This window comes from Achromobacter insuavis (genome assembly GCF_902859645.1).
GTDB classification, from domain to species: Bacteria; Pseudomonadota; Gammaproteobacteria; order Burkholderiales; family Burkholderiaceae_B; genus Achromobacter; species Achromobacter insuavis.
This window is the reverse complement of sequence record NZ_CADIJR010000005.1, coordinates 80,679-98,297: the sequence shown is the minus strand read 5'-3', so window position 1 is coordinate 98,297 and position 17,619 is coordinate 80,679. Positions and strand designations below refer to the sequence as shown.

The window sequence follows — 17,619 nt, the reverse complement described above, 5'->3', positions numbered from 1 at the left end:
AGCCGCGGGGCGCCGGCCGGCGCGCCCCGCCTTGCCTCGATGCCTGTCAGGGGCGCCCCGGCGCCGGGCGCAGGTATTCGATGTCCCACTCGCTTTCCGACACCTGCGCGAAGCCGTGGCGGCGATAGAAGCGGTTCGAGTCGCTGCCGCGCAGCGCGCCGACGCTGACCGGCAGGCCGCGCCGGTCGGCATCCCCCAGCAGGCGGCCCAGCACCTGGCCGCCCACCCCCAGCCCTTGTGCCGCGGGCACCACGTACAGATGATCCAGCCGCAGGCCGTTGCCGTCGGGACGCAGCGCGTAGAAACCGACGCGCGCGCCGTCGCGCTCGATGATCCAGGTGTGATCCGGCCGGAAGGTGTCGCGCAGGCGGGCGCGGGCCCGCTCGGGATCGAAGCGGCCCAGGCGTTCCAGGCTGTCGCGCATGGCCTCGATGCGCATGGCCAGCAGGGCCTCGAAATCGGCCGGGGTGGCCGGGACGTCGCGTAGCGCGCCGGCCGTCAGCGCGTCGTAGCCCTGGCCCAGGAACCGCAGCAGGCAGATGCCGTGGCCGAACGGATCGCTCAGGTGGGCGATGCGGCCCCAGTCATGCGAAACGGGGGGATCCTCCAGCGTGGCGCCCGCCGCCACCGCCCGTTCGACAGCGCTGTCGACGTCGTCGACCACCACATCCAGATGCACCGGCGTCCAATGGCGGGCGTAGTCGCGCGGTTGCCGCGCGGCGCTCGCGGCGGGCGTGCCGGCGGCCTTTTCCAGCAGGTAGATCGGCGCCGACGCGCCCAGCATTTCCGCGGCCCCGGGACCGAGGCGGCGATGCAGCGCCAGGCCGAAGGCGCGGCTGTAGAAGTCGATGGCCGCCTCGAGATCGGGCACGTCGATGTTGACCAGGATGCGCATGAGGTCTTTCCACAAGAGGGGGATCGCAGAACATAGCATGGCGCGCACGCCGCGTTGCGATTGCGCCAGCGGCTTGCGCGGCGCTAAAGAACCTGGGGGCGCGACCGTAAAATGACATATGTGTTTGCCGATTTGGCGACGTCATCTCAGCAAGCGTGAGCAAGGCCTATCCGTGCGTTACCCCCATATCCCCTGGCTGCCCCTGTTGTTCTATCCCGCGCTGCCGGTGATTGCGGCGGTGGGGCTGTTGTTGTGGCGCCAGTGGCCGCCGGCGCTGACGCTGATCGTGCCGTTCGTGCCGTGGGTCATGGCGCTGGTCGGCGCGGCGATCTGCCTGATGTACCAGCGCTCGCAGACGCTGGCGTTGATGCTCGGCGTGCTTACGGCCGTGGCTATCTGGCCGATGCTGGCCAGCGAGGCGCCGTGGGCGTTGGGGCCGGCGCTGGTGTGGTGGTCGCTGGCCTACACCATCAACGCGCTCTGGCCGGAACGCGCCGGCATGCTGTGGGACCTGGCCGCGCGCATCGGCCTGATGGCGGTGGGCGCCGCGGCCATCACGCTGGCCGGCAAGGACGGCGTGGGCCAGTGGTTCGGCACGCTGGCGGTGCAGGGCATGCTCGGCCGGCTCGGCATTCCGGCCGAGGCGCTGGCGGCGCTGCTGGTGACCGGGCTGACCCTGACCCTGCTGCTGTTGCGCTACGGCCGCCCGCAGCAGGCCGGCCAATGGCTGGGTTTCGTCTGCATGGCCTGGGCGCTGCCGCGCGGCGGCGCCCATCCCATCGAGCTGGCCGTGATGGCCTCCGCCGCGCTGACCTCGCTGTCTATTTCGCTGGCGCACGAGGGCTATCACATGGCCTTCCGCGACGAACTGACCGGCCTGCCGGGCCGCCGCGCGCTCAACGAGCGGCTGCAGCGCATGGGCCGCGTCTATACGTTGGCGATGGCCGACGTCGATCACTTCAAGGCATTCAACGACACCCACGGCCATGACGTCGGCGACCAGGTGCTGCGCATGGTGGCGGCGCAACTGCGGCGGGTGTCGGGCGGCGGCTATGCCTACCGCTACGGCGGCGAGGAATTCACGCTGGTGTTCCCGGGCAAGACCGCGATCGAGGCCATGCCGCACCTGGAAACCGTGCGGCGCGCGATCGAGGCCTACCAGATGCGGCTGCGCGACAAGCCGGCGCGGCCCAAGGCGGACCAGGTCGGCCTGCGCCGCCGGGGCGGCCGCGGGCGCAACGCGCGGCCGCTGCGGGTCACGGTCAGCATCGGGGTGGCCGAGCGCGGCGAGACGCTGCGCGCGCCGGACGCGGTCATCAAGGCGGCCGACCAGGCGCTCTACAAGGCCAAGGACGGCGGCCGCAACCAGGTCTGGGCCTACGGCTCGCGGCGCCGCGCCGGCGCCGCCTGACGCTGGCGGCCTGTGCGAGGCGCCTTGCCGTGAGCAGGCCCTAGCGGCCCGGCAGCGCCAGCGCCATCAATACCTCGTCGTACAGCTCGCCGTTGACGCACAGCGCTTCGCGTTCGAGGCCGTATTCCTCGAAGCCGAGGCTGGCGTACAACTGGCGCGCCGCCGCGTTGTTGGCGGTGACGCTCAGCTGCACGGTGCGCACGCCGCGCATGGCGCCGGCATGGTCGATGGCCGCCCGCATCAGCTGCCGCGCCAGGTCCCGGCCGCGCCAGCCGGGCGCCACGTAGACGCTCCAGATGTGCGCCTTGTGGCGCATCTTCAGCTTGCGTTGGCGGGTGACGCCGATGATGCCGGCCAGCGCCGCCTCCGAGAACACGCCGAACATCGCGCTGTCGTCCGCGGGGGCGATCCAGCCGCGTATGTCGTCCAGTGTCAGCGTGTGTTCCTCTTCGTAACTCGATCCGAACGCTTCCGGGGTCTCGCGCAGGGCGTCCAGGCGCAAGTGGCGCAGCGCCTGGGCATCCAGGGGGATCAGACGTCGGACAAGCGGCTCGGCTGCGGAATTCACGGGACGGGGCAGTGTTGGGAATAGGGTACGGTCGGGGCCGCGTTGGGCCAGTATAGGCGCGGGGGCTGCCTATAATGGGAGCAACGCCGCTTGCGGTTTTCACAAAGGAGCCAATGATGTTCGGTTTCCTCAAGATAAACCATGAGGCCGAGCGCGACGAGGTCCAGGAAGAGTTCGTGGCCCGCGTGGCTCACGCCGCCGAGGATTTCGTCCAGGCCGCCGGTTCCGCCGGAGCCGGGCTCGACTACACGCCGTCGAGCGTCCATGCGCTAGACGATGCGCTCGAAGCCGCGCATGTGGGCACCTTGCCCCTGACCCCCATGCAGACCGTCGGCGCCGCCGCCTACCTCTACGAGGTGGCCCGGCGCGCCCATGGCGGCCTGTACGAGGTCTGCGACGACGAGGACCCGGTGGTGCTGGTCTGCGGCGAGCCCGAGGCCGAGGTCTGCTTCGGCGCCATCGCCAAGGTCGAACGGCGCATCCGCTATGGCGCCGCCGAGGCCATCCCGCCGTACTTCGACCGCTTCATCGCGGCCCTGGACGCGGGCGAGGCCCGCACCCTGCGGTAGGTCCGCGCGCCTCGCGCGGGGGCCTGGCCGGCGTCCTGCCGGCCGCCCCGCGGGGGCCGCTCGCGGACTCGTTGCAACGGTCTTCGGGAAAACCATAGGGTCTGGAGAAAAACGGCCCTACAATTCGGCCATTCCCGCCGCCGGCGGGGACCTCGCGCCCGCCTGTCATCAGACGGTTTTTCACTAGAAGTACACTCGCGTCCGCCAACACGGTCCGATTCGCCTTGCCCCCAGGAGCGCCTGCATGAAATTCCGCTTCCCCATCTTCATCATCGACGAGGACTACCGTTCCGAGAACGCGTCCGGTCTGGGTATCCGTGCTTTGTCTTCGGCGATCGAGGCCGAGGGCGTCGAGGTGATCGGGGTGACCAGTTACGGCGACCTGAGTTCGTTCGCCCAGCAGCAGAGCCGTGCCAGCGCCTTCATCCTGTCGATCGACGATGAAGAATTCGACGTGGATTCGCCCGAGGACGTGGCCAGCGCGATCAAGAACCTGCGCACCTTCATCGGCGAACTGCGTTTCCGCAACGCCGACATCCCCATCTACCTGTACGGCGAGACGCGCACCTCGGAACACATTCCGAACGACATCCTGCGCGAACTGCACGGCTTCATCCACATGTTCGAGGACACCCCCGAATTCGTGGCGCGCCACATCATCCGCGAAGCCCGCAGCTACGTCGACAGCCTGCCGCCGCCGTTCTTCCGCGAGCTGGTCAAGTACGCGCAGGATGGCTCCTATTCCTGGCACTGCCCCGGCCACTCGGGCGGCGTGGCGTTCCTGAAGAGCCCGGTGGGCCAGATGTTCCACCAGTTCTTCGGCGAGAACATGCTGCGCGCCGACGTCTGCAACGCCGTCGACGAACTGGGCCAGCTGCTGGACCACACCGGCCCGGTGGCCGAGTCCGAACTGAACGCGGCGCGCATCTTCCACGCCGACCACTGTTTCTTCGTGACCAACGGCACCTCGACCTCGAACAAGGTGGTGTGGCACGCCAACGTCGCCGCCGGCGACGTGGTGGTGGTGGATCGCAACTGCCACAAGTCGATCCTGCACGCCATCACCATGACGGGCGCGATCCCGGTGTTCCTGCGCCCGACGCGCAACCACCTGGGCATCATCGGCCCGATCCCGCTGGAAGAGTTCCACCCGGACAACATCCGCAAGAAGATCGAGGCCAACCCGTTCGCGCGCGAAGCGGTGAACAAGAACCCGCGCATCCTGACGCTGACGCAGAGCACCTACGACGGCGTGATCTACAACGTCGAGATGATCAAGAAGGAACTGGGCAGCTACGTCGACACGCTGCACTTCGACGAAGCCTGGCTGCCGCACGCCTCGTTCCACGAGTTCTACCAGGACATGCACGCGATCGGCCAGGACCGTCCGCGCAGCCAGGACGCGATGGTGTTCGCCACGCACTCCACGCACAAGCTGCTGGCCGGCATCTCGCAGGCCTCGCAGATCATCGTGCAGGAATCCGAGACCCGCAAGCTGGACCGCAACGTCTTCAACGAAGCCTACCTGATGCACACGTCGACCTCGCCGCAGTACGCGATCATCGCGTCGTGCGACGTGGCCGCGGCCATGATGGAACCCCCGGGCGGCACCGCGCTGGTCGAGGAGAGCATCCGCGAAGCCATGGACTTCCGCCGCGCCATGCGCAAGGTGGAATCCGAGTTCGGCAAGAACGACTGGTGGTTCAAGGTCTGGGGCCCGAACCGCCTGGTGTCCGAAGGCATCGGCAACCGCGACGAATGGATCCTGGAGTCCAACGAGCACTGGCACGGCTTCGGCGACCTGGCCGAAGGCTTCAACATGCTGGACCCGATCAAGGCCACGGTCATCACGCCGGGGCTGGACATGTCGGGCAGCTTCGGCGAAACCGGCATCCCCGCCGCGCTGGTCTCCAAGTACCTGACCGAGCACGGCGTGGTGGTCGAGAAGACCGGCCTGTATTCGTTCTTCATCCTGTTCACCATCGGCATCACCAAGGGCCGCTGGAACACGCTGCTGACCGCGCTGCAGCAGTTCAAGGACGACTACGACCGCAACCAGCCGCTGTGGCGCATCCTGCCGGACTTCTGCCGTGGCCATCGCCGCTACGAGCGCATGGGCCTGCGCGACCTGTGCCAGCAGATCCACGAGGCCTACCGCGAGCGCGACGTGGCCCGCCTGACCACCGAGATGTACCTGAGCGACATGGTGCCGGCGCTCAAGCCGTCCGACGCCTTCGCCCGCATGGCGCACCGCGAGGTCGAGCGTGTCGACATCGACCAGCTGGAAGGCCGCGTCACCGGCGTGCTGCTGACGCCGTATCCGCCGGGCATCCCGCTGCTGATTCCGGGCGAGCGCTTCAACCGCACCATCGTCCAGTATCTGCAGTTCGCGCGCGAATTCAACGAGCGCTTCCCGGGCTTCGAAACCTACATCCACGGCCTGGCCGACGAAGTGGGTCCGGACGGCGAGAAGCGCTACTACGTTGACTGCCTGATCGAAGACTGATCGGGTCCGGAGTCTTGATGTTCGATGTCGCCGTTCTCGGCGCCGGCGCCGCTGGCATGATGTGTGCCGCGGTCGCCGGTCAGCGCGGCCTGCGCGTGGTGTTGGTGGATCACGCCGAACGGCTGGCCGAGAAGATCCGCATCTCCGGCGGCGGCCGCTGCAACTTCACCAACCTCGGCGCCGGCCCCGCCAACTTCCTGTCCGACAATCCGCATTTCTGCCGGTCGGCGTTGGCGGGCTACACGCCGCAGGACTTCCTGGCGCTGCTCAAGCGCCACCGCATCGCCTGGCACGAGAAGCACCGCGGCCAGCTGTTCTGCGACGATTCCAGCGAGTCCATCATCGAGATGCTGCGCGCCGAATGCGACGCCGGCGGCGTGCAGTGGCGCATGGGCTGCCAGGTGGCCGAAGTGGCCCATGGCGAGGCCGGCTTCGAGCTGCGCACCAGCCAGGGCGCGATCCGCGCGGCCAAGCTGGTGGTGGCCACCGGCGGCATGGCGATCCCGCAGCTGGGCGCCACCGACTTCGGCCTGAAACTGGCGCGCCAGTTCGGCCTGAAGGTGGTCGAGCCGCGGCCGGCGCTGGTGCCGCTGACCTTCGACGCCGCGCACTGGCAGCCGCTGGCCGAACTGTCCGGCGTGGCGCTGGAGGTCAACCTGGCCACGGGGCAGGGCAAGGCGCGTGGCGAGTTCCTCGAGGACCTGCTGTTCACCCATCGCGGCCTGTCGGGCCCGGCCATCCTGCAGATCTCCAGCTTCTGGAAGCCGGGCGAGCCCATCGTGATCGACCTGGCGCCGGGGCGCGACCTGGCCGCCGAACTGCTGGCGGCCAAGTCGGGCAACCGGCAGCAGTTGCACACGGTGCTGGCCGGCCTGTGGCCCAAGCGCCTGGCCGACCGCTGGCTGCAGCTGGCGGAGCAGGGCGGCAAGCCGGGCCTGGCGGCGCTGCGCCTGGCCGACGCGCCGGACAAGACCCTGCGCGCGCTGGCGCAGGACATTCACCAGTGGACGCTGGTGCCCAGCGGCACCGCCGGCTACAAGAAGGCCGAGGTCATGCGCGGCGGCGTCGACACCCGCGGCCTGGACCAGAAGTCGATGCAGGCCAGGACCACCCCCGGCCTGTACTTCATCGGCGAGACCGTGGACGTCACCGGCTGGCTCGGCGGCTACAACTTCCAGTGGGCCTGGGCCTCGGGCGTGGCCTGCGGCAACGCACTCTAGGCGGGTACGACGCTTGCTGCGCGGGCGATAGCCTGTCTGCATGACAGGCATTGCAACGTTATCGTTGTGATATCAAATAAAAATACCTATCATTTGTATTTTCAAAAAATCGGACGCTGATCGTCACCGGCAGCGTCGCCCGAAGGAGACCGCCTTGGCCTACACCCTGCCGCCCCTGCCTTACGCCTACGACGCGCTCGAGCCGCACATCGACGCCCTGACGATGGAGATCCACCACAGCAAGCACCACCAGACCTACGTCAACAACCTGAACGCCGCGCTGGAAGGCGCCGGCATCGCCACCGATGAACCGATCGACGCCCTGGTGGCGCGCATCGACCAGCTGCCCGAGGCCATCCGCGGCGCGGTGCGCAACAACGGCGGCGGCCACGCCAACCACAGCCTGTTCTGGTCGGTCATGTCGCCGCAGGGCGGCGGCGAGCCCGATGGCGCGCTGGCCCGCGCCATCGATGCCGAACTGGGCGGCCAAGCCGCCTTCCGCGAAGCCTTCACCAAGGCGGCGCTGACGCGCTTCGGCAGCGGCTGGGCCTGGCTCAGCGTGACGCCGGCCGGCAAGCTGGTGGTGGAAAGCAGCGCCAACCAGGACAGCCCGCTGATGCATGGCAACACCCCGATCCTGGGCCTGGACGTGTGGGAGCACGCCTACTATCTGAAGTACCAGAACCGCCGGCCGGAATACATCGGCGCCTTCTACAACGTGATCGATTGGTCCGAGGTGGCGCGCCGTTACGCCGCCGCCGTGGGCTGATCCCGGTTCGCGCGGGAGGCAGCGGTCCATGAACACCTTCAGCCGTCATCGCGTCCGGCCCGCGGCCACCAGCGTCAGCGTCTGGACGCTGGCGGTGCTGGTGGCCTGCCTGGGCCTGCACCAGGCCTGGGTCTATTTCGGCGCCCACGCGCCGCACGTGGCGGACGCGCTGCTGGGCGGCATGGTCGCGGCCGGCGCCACGGCTGCCGGCACCGTGCCGGTGCTGTTCGCGCGCACCATCCCGCAGAAGATGCAGGACAGCATGTTCGGCTTCGGCGCGGGCGTGATGCTGGCGGCCAGCGCCTTTTCGCTGGTGGCGCCGGGCATCGCGGCGGCCGAGGCCGGCGGCGCCGGCCCGTGGGGCGCGGGCCTGACGGTGGGCGCGGCGATCCTGCTGGGCGCGGCGGTGCTGCTGCTGATGGACCGGCTGCTGCCGCACGAGCATTTCATCAAGGGCCGCGAAGGCATCGAGGCGCACCGCCTGCGCCGCACCTGGCTGTTCGTCTTCGCCATCACGCTGCACAACCTGCCCGAGGGCCTGGCCATCGGCGTGGGCTACGCCGGCAACGATCCGGTGCGCGGCACGGCGCTGGCCACGGGCATCGCCATCCAGGACATTCCCGAAGGGCTGGTGGTGGCGGTGGCGTTGATCGCCGCCGGCTACAAGCGCGCCTTCGCGGTGGCGCTGGGCATGCTGTCAGGCCTGGTCGAGCCGGTCGGCGCGGTGCTGGGCGCGGCGGTGGTGGGCTGGTCGGCGGCGTTGCTGCCGTGGGGGCTGGGGTTCGCCGCCGGGGCCATGCTGTTCGTGATCAGCCACGAGATCATCCCCGAATCGCACCGCAAGGGGCACGAGGTCTACGCCACCTGCGGACTGATGCTGGGCTTCGTGCTGATGATGCTGCTGGACACCGCGCTGGGCTGAGCGGGCGTTGCGTGGGGGGGCGGCCCACGGCCGCGGATCTAGGCCGTGGATCAACAACGCAGCGGCGTTTCGCGGTATGCTTTCGGCGCTGTCACGCATGTTGCGGGAGAGAGCGGCCGCCCGCGGTCGCCGCCGAAGGCGCAATTCGCCCAGAATCGCTCAGGTATCCCATACCGCGCATGTTTGCCCTGTCCCGGTTTTTACCGCGCGGACGCGGCAAAGCAGCACTCTGGAGAGACCTGGCGCCGCTGCCCAAACAGGGACATAGCGCGCAGCCCAGGCGCCGAAGGTGCAAACCCGCCACGCGGGGCAACTCTCAGGCAAAAGGACAGAGGGGCGGAAAATTCAGCCGTTGCGCGGGCGTTTCCTGTCCGTCAGCGGCATTCCGTAACCCTGGCACCGCTGCCGCTCCGGAGTATCCGCGCATGTCCGCAACCCTCAAACGCACCCCGCTGGCCGACGAACACATCGCCTCCGGCGCCCGCATGGTCGATTTCGGCGGCTGGGACATGCCCCTGGCCTACGGCTCGCAACTGGAAGAGCACCACGCGGTGCGCCAGGACGCCGGCATGTTCGACGTCTCGCACATGCTCAACGCCGATATCGCCGGCCCCGACGCCTTCGCCTTCCTGCAGCGCCTGGTGGCCAACGACGTGGCCAAGCTGACTGTGCCCGGCAAGGCGCTCTACACCTGCATGCTGAACCCGCAGGGCGGCGTCATCGACGACCTGATCGTGTACTTCTTCGCCGCCGATGAATGGCGCGTGGTGGTCAATGCCGGCACCGCCGACAAGGACATGGCCTGGATGCAGCGCGTCAAGCAGGCCGGCAAGTTCGACGTCACCATCACGCCGCGCCGCGACCTGGCCATGATCGCCGTGCAGGGCCCCAATGCCCGCGCCAAGGTCTGGGCCGCGCGTCCGGCCTGGCAGACCGCCAGCGAGCCGCTGACTCCGTTCGTGGCCGCCCGCGTCGGCGACGACACCCTGGTGGCCCGCACCGGCTACACCGGCGAAGACGGCTTCGAGATCGTGCTGCCCGCCACCGAGGCGGTGCAACTGTGGCGCGACCTGGCGGCCCAGGGCGTGCGCCCGGCCGGCCTGGGCGCGCGCGACACGCTGCGCCTGGAAGCCGGCATGAACCTGTACGGCCAGGACATGGACGAACTGACCCAGCCCGGCGAAGCCGCGCTGACCTGGACGGTGTCCCTGAAAAACCCCGAGCGCCGCTTCATCGGCCGCGACGCGCTGGAGCAGTTCGCCACGCCCGCCGCCTTCATCGGCCTGAAGCTGCAGGAACGCGGCGTGATGCGTGCCCACATGGCGGTGCGCACCAAAAACGGCGTGGGCGAGCTCACCAGCGGCACGATGTCGCCGACGCTGGGCGTCTCGATCGGCTTTGCCCGTCTGCCGCAAGGCGTGGTCGCGGGCGACACGGTCGAGGTCGACATCCGCGGCAAGTGGGTGCCCGCCCTGGTCTGCAAACTGCCGTTTGTCCGTAACGGCAAAGCCGTCGAACACTCGTAAACTCGAAGCTTCGCGCCGCTGGTCGGGCCCTCGGGGCAGGCCGCCGGCGCGAGGCGCGCAACACCATTTCCTTATCCGAATCCCCCAGGAGTCCCCATGAGTCTGCCCACCGATCGCAAATACACCGAGTCCCATGAATGGGTCAAAGCCGAAGGCGACGTATTCGTCGTCGGCATCACCGATACCGCCCAGGACCAGCTGGGTGACCTGGTCTTCGTCGGCGACGTCAAGGTCGGCGCCAAGCTGAACGCGGGCGAGACCGCCGGCGTGGTCGAGTCGGTCAAGGCCGCCTCCGACATCTACGCGCCCGTGGCCGGCGAAATCGTCGCGTTCAACGACGAGCTGGAAAGCAACCCCAACCTGATCAACGAATCGGCCTTCACCGCCTGGATCTTCAAGATCAAGCCGGTCAACGCCGCCGATGCCGACAAGCTGCTGGACGCCGCCGGCTACGAAGCCGTCGCCAACGGCTAAGCCCGTCAGGGCGGGCGCGGCGCTGGCGCCGCCGCCCGTCCATGCATCACCGTCCGTCCTTCCGACGACACCGCCATCTCGAGATCCCCCCATGTCGCGCGCCCTAGACACCCACACCGACTTCATTCCCCGCCACATCGGCCCCTCCGACGCCGACCAGGCCGCCATGCTCGCCGCGATCGGCAGCCCCAGCCTGGACGCCCTGATCGAAGAAGTCGTGCCGCCCAAGATCCGCAGCCAGGCGCCGCTGGCGCTGCCGCCGTCGCGCAGCGAAGCCGACGTGCTGGCCGAACTGAAGCAGATCGCCGGCCGCAACAAGGTCTTCCGCAACTACATCGGCCAGGGGTACTACGGCACGCAGACGCCCAACGTGGTGTTGCGCAACATTCTCGAGAATCCCGCCTGGTACACGGCCTACACGCCCTACCAGCCCGAGATCTCGCAGGGCCGCCTGGAGGCCCTGCTGAACTACCAGACCATGGTCGCCGACCTGACCGGGCTGGACATCTCCAACGCCTCGCTGCTCGATGAAAGCACCGCCGCCGCCGAAGCCATGACGCTGGCGCGCCGCGGCGCCAAGTCGCAGAGCCCGGTGTTCTTCATCTCGCGCCACGTGCATCCGCAGACCATCGAAGTCGTGCGCACCCGCGCCGAGGGCCTGGACATCGAGATCGCCATCGGCGACGAGGCCGACGGCCTGCCGGAATGCTTCGGCGTGCTGCTGCAGTACCCGCACAGCACCGGCTCGGTGGCCGATTACCGCAAGCTGGCCGAGGCCGCCCACGCGCAAGGCGCGGTGGTGGCCGTGGCCACCGACCTGCTGGCGCTGGCCCTGCTGGCCGCGCCGGGCGAATGGGGCGCGGACATCGCCATCGGTTCGGCCCAGCGCTTCGGCGTGCCGTTCGGTTTCGGCGGCCCGCACGCCGGCTTCATGGCCTGCAAGGACGCCTTCAAGCGCAACATGGCCGGCCGCCTGGTCGGCGTGTCCAAGGACGCCCAGGGCAACCCGGCGATGCGCCTGGCGCTGCAGACGCGCGAACAGCACATCCGCCGCGAGAAGGCCACCTCGAACATCTGCACCGCGCAGGTGCTGCTGGCCGTGATGGCCGGCATGTACGCCGTCTGGCACGGCCCGGCCGGCATCCGCCGCATCGCCGAGCGCGTGCAGCGCTACACCGCCATCCTGCGCGCCGAACTCGGCAAGCTGGGCATCAAGGTCGCCAACGACACCTTCTTCGACACGCTGCTGCTGGAAACCGGCCCGGCCACCCCGGCCATCCTGACGGCCGCCGAGTGCGAGCACGTCAACCTGCGCCGCGTCGACGGCGCCCGCCTGGCCGTGTCGCTGGACGAGACCGTCACCGCCGCCGACCTGCAGGCGCTGGTGAACGTGTTCGCCGCCGGCCTGGAGCGCGATGACGTCGAACTGGACATCGACGCGCTCGACGCCGCCGCCGCCAGCGGCATCCCCGCCGCCGTGGCCCGCGAAAGCGCCATCCTCAAGCACCCGGTGTTCTCCAGCGTGCAATCGGAAACCGACATGCTGCGCTACCTGCGCAAGCTGGCCGACAAGGACCTGGCGCTGGACCGCACCATGATCCCGCTGGGCTCGTGCACCATGAAGCTGAACGCCACGGCCGAGATGATCCCCATCACCTGGCCCGAGTTCGCGCTGGTGCACCCGTTCGCGCCCGCCTCGCAGAGCAAGGGCTACGACGAACTGATCACGCGCCTGTCGGCCGCGCTGTGCGAAATCACCGGCTACGACAACATCAGCCTGCAGCCCAACTCGGGCGCGCAGGGCGAATACGCCGGCCTGCTGGCGATCCGCGGCTACCACCAGGCCAACGGCCAGCACCAGCGCAACGTCTGCCTGATCCCGTCGTCGGCCCACGGCACCAACCCCGCGTCGGCGCAGCTGGCCGGCATGGAAGTGGTGGTGGTGGCGTCCGACGCCAACGGCAACGTCGACCTGGGCGACCTGCGCGCCAAGATCGAACAGGTCGGCGACAAGCTGGCCGCGCTGATGATCACCTACCCGTCCACGCATGGCGTGTTCGAGGAAGCCGTGACCGAGATCTGCGACCTGGTGCACCAGGCCGGCGGCCAGGTGTACCTGGACGGCGCCAACATGAACGCCATGGTCGGCGTGGCCAAGCCGGGCAAGTTCGGCTCGGACGTGTCGCACCTGAACCTGCACAAGACCTTCTGCATCCCGCACGGCGGCGGCGGCCCGGGCGTCGGTCCGGTCGCGGTGCGCGCGCACCTGGCGCCGTACCTGCCGGGCGTGGTGAACGAGCAGGGCAAGCTGCCGGGCGAAGCCAAGGTCGGCCCGGTCTCGGCCGCGCCCTTCGGCTCGGCCGGCATCCTGCCGATCCCGTTCGTGTACATCGCGCTGATGGGCGCCGACGGCCTGCGCCGCGCCACCGAAGTCGCGATCCTGAACGCCAACTACATCGCCACCCGCCTGCGCGGCCACTACCCGGTGCTGTACGCGGGCCGTAACGGCCGCGTGGCGCACGAGTGCATCCTGGACGTGCGTCCGCTGAAGGAAACCAGCGGCATCAGCGCCGAGGACATCGCCAAGCGCCTGATGGACTACGGCTTCCATGCCCCCACCATGAGCTTCCCGGTGGCCGGCACGCTGATGGTCGAGCCGACCGAATCCGAAGGCGTGGCCGAACTGGACCGCTTCATCGACGCGATGATCTCGATCCGCGAGGAAATCGCCCAGGTCGAGCGCGGCGAACGCGATCGCGAGGACAACGTCCTGAAGAACGCGCCGCACACCGCGCAGATGCTGCTGGCCGAGGAATGGCTGCACGACTACCCGCGCCAGCAGGCCGCCTATCCGGTGGCCTCGCTGCGCGACGCCAAGTACTGGCCGCCGGTGGCGCGCGTGGACAACGCCTATGGCGACCGCAACCTGGTGTGCGCCTGCCTGCCGATCGAAGCCTACGCCTGATGCCGCATGATGGTTCGCCCCGCGGGGCGAACCATCGGGGCCCGCCTGGCGACAGGCAAAAAAAACCCCCATCGCAAGATGGGGGTTTTGTTTTTGTGCGGCCGCCTTACTTCCTGGCCGGCGCCGCCGTGATGGCGGTGGCGAATTCCTCGGTGATGCTGAAGTAGGTGTTCAGCAGGATCTGCAGGTTCTTCTTGCCGATGCCGCCTTCGGCGTTCATGTCCATCTGCAGCACGGCCTGGTTCTTGTCGTCCAGGTAGGCGCGGGTCCAGCGGTATTCCTGGTTCCAGGCGTTGATGGCCTTGAGCGTGGCCGGCTTCTTGCTGGCGTAGGTCGCGGTGGCCACCAGGTCGTAGCACTTCTCGGAGAAGTCGTTGCACAGGAATTCCAGGCGCAGGTCGGTGGCGCCGGAATTGCTGGCGTCCAGGATCAGCACCGGGCCTTCGTCGCCGTCGGTCTTGCGGGTGGTGTAGCCCATGTCTTCCAGCATGTGGACGACCATGTCGACGTCGAATTCGTTCACCACGTCGGCGTTGCTGGTCGCGGCCATGTCGTTGTCCATGGCGGTGGCGCCAGCGGCCGGCTCGGCTTCCTCTTCATCGTCGTCCATCGCGCTGTTCATGCCGGTCGCGCCCAGCAGGCCCGAGAACAGTTCGTCGGCCGGGATCTTCTTGCCGTTCAGGTCGCCCATGCCGTCGGCGAAGTGGAACTTGCCGACGATGTTGTCGCCATCGTTCTTGCCGACATTGAACATCTCGGCCATGCCGGACATGCTGCGCACGTTGTCGGCGGCCTCGGCTTCGGCCTTGTCGGCCGCCATGCCGTCCTTCTTGATGGCGTACTGCACCATCAGGTCCTGCACCATCGGCTTGGAGATCACCAGGGTGGCGTCGATCTGCTTGATCGCCTTGACCACGATTTCCTGCGGCGTCAGGTCCTTGACGTTGGGCGGGTTGGCCAGATCGAGGGTGACGTTCAGCTTGCTTTCGCCCTTGGCGGTCTTCCAGCTGATCGGGTCGATGCTGAACGAGGGGTTGCCGGCCAGCAGCTTGCCGGCGTTGTCCAGCAGCACCTGGAACTGCTCGTCGTTCAGGCCTTCGTCGCGGGTGTCGGCCATGTACTGGCGCATCAGCTGGTTGTAGGTGTCCGACAGCTGCTTGACCGCGGCGCCGTCCAGCCTGGCCAGCTTGATGACGGCCTGGCCGTTGCCGAGGGCCACGTCGTTCACGTTCAGTTCACCGGTCTGGTAGGCGGCCTGGATGTTGATGTTCTTGTCGTCTTCGGAGAGCTTGACGGTGTAGCCGAAGTTGTCGAGCGCGACCTTGACGTCGACGTCCGGCTTGGTGACATCGATGCGCTTGATCTTGATGGCCGAGTCGCCGACCGACAGGCCGAACTTGCCCATGCGGCTGTCGACGTCCATGGACAGGCCCGTCATCTGCATCTTGATCGGGTCGCTGCTCTTGGAGCCGTCGACGGCGAGCGTGTCCGTCTTGGCGTTGGCGGTGATCGCCTGCAGGCCGCGGTCGAAGGTGCCGGTGATTTCCATGCCGCTGAAATCGACCGAATTGCCTTCATGCGTCACTTTCACCGGCGCGATGCGGGCGGTCGAGGCGGTGTTGCCGCCAAAGCTGACCACGGCATCGGTGATGAGGGGCGAGACGTCCTTGGTCAGCTCGAACACCGGCTTGACGTTGTCCGTCTTGGCCATTTCGGTGTGGACGAAGGCCAGCTTCGGGGCGATGGCGCCGCGCGCCAGCGCGCTCTTGGGGAACGGGCCGTGTTCGATGCGGGCGTCGAATTCCAGCATGCCGTCGGGCAGCTCGCTCAGGCTCTTGTCGCTCTTGACGAACGACACGCCGTAGCGCGCCTGGGTCGAGAACAGGCCGCGTTCGTACTTGATCTGGTCGATGCGCAGGCCGAACAAAGGCGTGATCTTGGCCAGCTTCTCGTTGGCCTCGGCCAGGCGGTGCTGCGCGCCTTCCTCGATGCGCTTGCCGGTGTACCACGTGGCACCCACCCAGCTTCCCGCTCCCACTATGACCACGGCTAAGGTGATCGCTACGCTCTTTTTCATGTTTTGCTTTGTCGTTGATTGTCGAGTCTTGTCCGTGCGGCGCGGCGCCGTTGGGCGGTGCGGGCAATTGGGACATATTCATCGGCCTGTCAGGACCCGCGGCGAGTATACCGAGGCGAGATGGCCTGTTGCAGTGCGCGCCGTTACCGAAGATTTCAAAATGAAAGCCGGCGCCCTCGGGCGCCGGCCATATTGTCGACAAAACCGGTTTTACAGCGGGTCGAGGGGGTAGATCGGCCGCCGTACGTGCTGGAAGTCGAGCTGACTGTAATCGGAGGTGGTGACGCCCACGCCGGAGCATTCGATGATCTCGGTGGCCATGGCGGAGAAGCCCGCGCGCCAGTGGACGCGGCTCTTGAGCACCACATAGCGTTTCTGCAGCGGGTCGATTCCGGCTGACAGCAGGCAATTGATGTCGAAGGGCTCCTGGTGGCGCGACACCACCACGATCTCGACCCGCCCGGTGTCGATCACCACGGTCAGGCCGGTGTCGTTGCGCACGCCGCGGTACATGGGGCCGCGGTTCAGGTACACGCCGTCGAACACCAGCTTGACCCGCCCGGTCACGGTCAGCGGCTCGCCGGCGCGCTGGATGGCCGGCATGTCGACCTTGCCGCCCAGCGGCAGGGTGATGGTGCTGCCGACGCCGGCCGTGGCGGCCTCGCGCGCCGCCTGCGGATCACAGATGGCGTAGAACACCACGTTGTCCAGTTCCTGGCGCAGCACTTCGGCCAGCACCGCGGTGGTGTCCATGGTGCCGCCGGAGCCGGTGTTGTCGAAGTGGTCCAGCAGCACCACCGGGCCTTGCTCGATGGCCTTGGCGCGGGCGATGGTGGGGGCCAGCGGTTCCGGATGGAACACCCACTTGGCGCGGTCGTTCCAGGCGCGCTCCAGCAGTTCGTCGCGGTATTGCTCGGCCTGCGCCAGGTTGGCGTCCGTACAGACCACCGCGCTCAGGCCGGCCTCGCGGATGTCGGCATGCGGGAAGCCCACGAACACCGACGCCGCCAGCACGCCGTCGGCCTCCAGCTGGCGGCAGCGTTCCTGCAGCGATTTGTTGGGCTCGGCGTGGGTGCCCTGGCACATGACGTGCGGCAGCATGGGCTTGCCGGCCCAGGTCATGACCGGCTTGATCTCGCCCCGCAGCGTGCGCACGATGACGTTGGCGGCGCGCACGCCGGCCTCGCGGATGTCCACGTGCGGATAGGTGTGGAAGCCGCTGATGACGGTGGCGTTCTCGACGATGTCGGCATAGATGTTGGCGTGCATGTCGAGCGTCACGGCCACCGGGGTCTTGGGGTCGAGCTCGCGCAGGCGCCGCAGCAGGTCGCCCTCGGCGTCTTCCACGCCCTCGGCCACCATGGCGCCGTGCAGGTCCAGCAGGATGGCGTCGTAGCCGCCCTTGGCGACCTCGTCCAGCACCAGCTTGCACAGCAGTTCATGGGTCTCGGCGCTGGTCGGGCCGCTGGGCCAGGACTCGGCCGCCACCGGCACCACGATCTCGGCGCCGACCCGGCGCGCCACCTCGATGTAGCCGCCCAGGCCGCTGTCGGTGTTCTCGTAGGCCCGGATGGCGCGTTCGCCAGCCAGGATTTCAGGGTTGCCGCGGAAGAAACGCGCGAGCGGGGTGGGCACGGGCGAGAAGGTGTTCGTCTCGTGCTTGATCATTGCCAGAAGCCAACGCATGGAAATTCCTGTGGGTTGCCAAAGGGAAGGG

13 protein-coding genes and 2 riboswitches are annotated in these 17,619 nt (G+C 68.2%); of the genes, 9 read left to right on the top strand and 4 right to left on the bottom strand.

Annotation, left to right across the window (positions count from 1 at the left end):
• Positions 1 to 46 precede the first annotated feature (46 nt).
• The gene (locus tag H0523_RS05100; protein ID WP_054429006.1) at positions 47 to 895 is read right to left on the bottom strand and encodes a VOC family protein; all 849 of its coding nucleotides are present in this window, start codon (positions 893 to 895) and stop codon (positions 47 to 49) included.
• A 172-nt stretch (positions 896 to 1,067) separates the two neighbouring features.
• On the opposite strand from H0523_RS05100, the gene H0523_RS05095 reads away from it, so the two are divergent.
• Entirely contained in the window at positions 1,068 to 2,306 is a 1,239-nt protein-coding gene (locus H0523_RS05095) for a GGDEF domain-containing protein (protein ID WP_054429005.1), read from the top strand.
• Between the two features lie 40 nt (positions 2,307 to 2,346).
• On the opposite strand, the gene H0523_RS05090 is transcribed toward H0523_RS05095, so the two are convergent.
• Positions 2,347 to 2,874, bottom strand: a complete 528-nt coding sequence (locus tag H0523_RS05090) for a GNAT family N-acetyltransferase (protein ID WP_353739093.1) — start codon at positions 2,872 to 2,874, stop codon at positions 2,347 to 2,349.
• Positions 2,875 to 2,990: 116 nt separating this feature from the next.
• Here H0523_RS05090 and H0523_RS05085 point away from each other — a divergent pair, with 116 nt between their 5' ends.
• The 8 genes from H0523_RS05085 (at position 2,991) to gcvP (ending at position 13,825) form a co-directional block, all read left to right on the top strand.
• Positions 2,991 to 3,443, top strand: a complete 453-nt coding sequence (locus tag H0523_RS05085; RefSeq protein ID WP_054429003.1) for a hypothetical protein — start codon at positions 2,991 to 2,993, stop codon at positions 3,441 to 3,443.
• 244 nt (positions 3,444 to 3,687) lie between these two features.
• Entirely contained in the window at positions 3,688 to 5,949 is a 2,262-nt protein-coding gene (locus H0523_RS05080) for an arginine/lysine/ornithine decarboxylase (RefSeq protein WP_054429002.1), read from the top strand.
• 17 nt (positions 5,950 to 5,966) lie between these two features.
• Positions 5,967 to 7,169, top strand: a complete 1,203-nt coding sequence (locus tag H0523_RS05075) for a BaiN/RdsA family NAD(P)/FAD-dependent oxidoreductase (protein ID WP_054429001.1) — start codon at positions 5,967 to 5,969, stop codon at positions 7,167 to 7,169.
• A 154-nt stretch (positions 7,170 to 7,323) separates the two neighbouring features.
• The gene (locus H0523_RS05070) at positions 7,324 to 7,938 is read left to right on the top strand and encodes a superoxide dismutase (protein ID WP_054429000.1); all 615 of its coding nucleotides are present in this window, start codon (positions 7,324 to 7,326) and stop codon (positions 7,936 to 7,938) included.
• A gap of 28 nt (positions 7,939 to 7,966) precedes the next feature.
• Complete coding sequence (locus tag H0523_RS05065) at positions 7,967 to 8,860, top strand: ZIP family metal transporter (protein ID WP_054428999.1); 894 nt, start codon at positions 7,967 to 7,969, stop codon at positions 8,858 to 8,860.
• Between the two features lie 93 nt (positions 8,861 to 8,953).
• Positions 8,954 to 9,046: riboswitch (glycine riboswitch) on the top strand.
• A 33-nt stretch (positions 9,047 to 9,079) separates the two neighbouring features.
• Positions 9,080 to 9,202, top strand: a riboswitch (glycine riboswitch).
• 83 nt (positions 9,203 to 9,285) lie between these two features.
• A complete protein-coding gene (gene gcvT, locus H0523_RS05060; RefSeq protein ID WP_054428998.1) occupies positions 9,286 to 10,386 on the top strand; it encodes a glycine cleavage system aminomethyltransferase GcvT in 1,101 nt (366 codons plus the stop codon).
• Between the two features lie 96 nt (positions 10,387 to 10,482).
• Positions 10,483 to 10,860 carry a glycine cleavage system protein GcvH gene (gcvH, locus tag H0523_RS05055; protein ID WP_006385867.1) on the top strand — a complete coding sequence of 126 codons (378 nt, stop codon included), beginning with the start codon at positions 10,483 to 10,485 and terminating at the stop codon, positions 10,858 to 10,860.
• A gap of 91 nt (positions 10,861 to 10,951) precedes the next feature.
• Positions 10,952 to 13,825, top strand: coding sequence for an aminomethyl-transferring glycine dehydrogenase (gcvP, locus tag H0523_RS05050; protein WP_054428997.1), 2,874 nt, complete (start codon positions 10,952 to 10,954; stop codon positions 13,823 to 13,825).
• A 106-nt stretch (positions 13,826 to 13,931) separates the two neighbouring features.
• Here the strand turns inward: gcvP and H0523_RS05045 are convergent, their stop codons facing one another.
• Entirely contained in the window at positions 13,932 to 15,902 is a 1,971-nt protein-coding gene (locus H0523_RS05045) for a DUF945 family protein (RefSeq protein WP_054428996.1), read from the bottom strand.
• Between the two features lie 210 nt (positions 15,903 to 16,112).
• Positions 16,113 to 17,588, bottom strand: coding sequence for a M81 family metallopeptidase (locus H0523_RS05040; protein ID WP_054428995.1), 1,476 nt, complete (start codon positions 17,586 to 17,588; stop codon positions 16,113 to 16,115).
• Between the last annotated feature and the right edge of the window lie 31 nt (positions 17,589 to 17,619).

What these genes read in the sequence shown, in the direction of transcription:
- H0523_RS05100 (WP_054429006.1), bottom strand. Translation starts at nt 895, where the DNA reads ATGCGCATCCTGGTCAACATCGACGTGCCCGATCTCGAGGCGGCCATC.
- H0523_RS05085 (WP_054429003.1), top strand. Translation starts at nt 2,991, where the DNA reads ATGTTCGGTTTCCTCAAGATAAACCATGAGGCCGAGCGCGACGAGGTC.
- H0523_RS05080 (WP_054429002.1), top strand. Translation starts at nt 3,688, where the DNA reads ATGAAATTCCGCTTCCCCATCTTCATCATCGACGAGGACTACCGTTCC.
- H0523_RS05075 (WP_054429001.1), top strand. Translation starts at nt 5,967, where the DNA reads ATGTTCGATGTCGCCGTTCTCGGCGCCGGCGCCGCTGGCATGATGTGT.
- H0523_RS05065 (WP_054428999.1), top strand. Translation starts at nt 7,967, where the DNA reads ATGAACACCTTCAGCCGTCATCGCGTCCGGCCCGCGGCCACCAGCGTC.
- gcvT (WP_054428998.1), top strand. Translation starts at nt 9,286, where the DNA reads ATGTCCGCAACCCTCAAACGCACCCCGCTGGCCGACGAACACATCGCC.
- gcvH (WP_006385867.1), top strand. Translation starts at nt 10,483, where the DNA reads ATGAGTCTGCCCACCGATCGCAAATACACCGAGTCCCATGAATGGGTC.
- gcvP (WP_054428997.1), top strand. Translation starts at nt 10,952, where the DNA reads ATGTCGCGCGCCCTAGACACCCACACCGACTTCATTCCCCGCCACATC.
- H0523_RS05045 (WP_054428996.1), bottom strand. Translation starts at nt 15,902, where the DNA reads ATGAAAAAGAGCGTAGCGATCACCTTAGCCGTGGTCATAGTGGGAGCG.
- H0523_RS05040 (WP_054428995.1), bottom strand. Translation starts at nt 17,588, where the DNA reads ATGCGTTGGCTTCTGGCAATGATCAAGCACGAGACGAACACCTTCTCG.